Raw genomic sequence first — 1,485 nt, 5'->3', positions numbered from 1 at the left:
GCAGGTGGCGGGCAATGTTGGCCCAGTGCGAGCCGCCGTCGTGCCCGATCCACAACTCGCCGCTGGTGGTGCCCAGGTACAGCGCTGGCGCCGGCAAGGCATCGGCCGTCATGGCCTGGCGCTTGACGGTCCACCAGGCCTGCTGCTGCGGCAGGCCCTGGTCCCGCCGCTGCCAGGTATCACCCCCATCATGGGTGACGTAGGCCGCCGGGCGGCCGGCCGGGCTGGTGCGTGGCCAGACGTCGGTGCCGTCCATCGGGAAGACCCAGGCGGTGTCGGCGTCGCGCGGGTGCACGACCATCGGGAAGCCGATGTCGCCCACATCCGCAGGCATGTGGCGGCCGACGCGCTGCCAGGTCGTGCCCGGTCGGTCGAGCCGGTAGATGCCGCAGTGGTTCTGCTGGTACAGGCGGTCAGGGTTCGCGGGGCAGATGCGCATGCAGTGCGGATCATGAAAGGTCACGGTGGCGGGGTCGAAGCCTTCCACCACCTCCATGCCCTCGATCAGCGTCGTCCAGCTGCGCCCCGCATCGCGCGACTCGTGCACGCCGCCGCCCGACATGCCGAACAGCAAGTGCTGCGGGTCGCGTGGGTCGACGATGATGGAGTGCAGCTTGGGACCGTCGGGCGTGCCGTCCTGCGGCGTCCCCATCCACTCGCGGAACTGCGGATCGTCGTTGACGGCCGGCAGCGGCGCCCAACTGTCGCCACCATCCTCGGAGCGGAACAGGCCCTGCGGCGAGGTGCCGGCGTACCAGGTGTCGCGCTCGCTGGCGTGGCCGGGCGTCAGCCAAAAGGTGTGGTCCACCGCGCGTGCCGGCAAGTTGTTCGACGGCTTGTCGAAAGCCGGCGGCCGGCGGGCCTCTTTCCAGGTCTTGCCCAGGTCGGTGGAGCGGAACACCGTCGGCCCCAGGTGGCCGGTCTTCGCCGCGGCCAGCAGCGTGCGGCCGTCGCGCGGATCGAGCTGCACGTGGCTGATGGTGTGACCCAGGAAGTGCGGGCCGTCGACCGTCCAGGCGTCGCGCCGCGGGTCTGCGTGGAACAGCCAGGCGCCCTTGCGCGTGGCCACCAGGAGCACCAGACGGGTTGGGGATGAATTCATGCAGTCGCTCCGTGAAAGCTGCCACCGTGCAGCGCGGCGAGGCGGCAGACGCCCCCTCAGCGCTACGACGAACGAGCCGGCAGCAAATCGACACGAGGCGCGTTCTGCCCGTCGATCCGGTGCTCATCTGGTTTCCCCAATACGAGCAATGGGCCCCTCAGGAACGTCGAAGCGGGCCGCCGCATGGCAACCGATTGGGCCCTATCGGCCGGCGCAGGCTGACTAAGATTCGCCGCTTCGTCGTTCCTCCAGGGAGCTCTCATGCGTCACGCATCCACGATCGTGGTGGCCGGGCTGGTGTCGGGCGCTGTTGACATCCTGGCGGCGTTTGCGAGCTACACGGCGCAAGGCGCCACGGTGCCGGGCATCCTGAAGTACATCGC

Annotated in this window: 1 protein-coding gene; it reads right to left on the bottom strand. The window is 69.6% G+C overall.

What is annotated here, in order from left to right:
- Positions 1-1,102, bottom strand: a 1,102-nt coding sequence (locus tag AC1DYI_RS35330; protein ID WP_477208759.1) for a WD40/YVTN/BNR-like repeat-containing protein, incomplete at its 3' end; no start/stop codon positions are given.
- Positions 1,103-1,485: the final 383 nt, after the last annotated feature.

This window comes from Ideonella sp. P3_A4 (assembly GCF_056403075.1).
The sequence above is the reverse complement of the archived record's forward strand: the minus strand, read 5'-3'. Positions and strand labels throughout refer to the sequence as shown.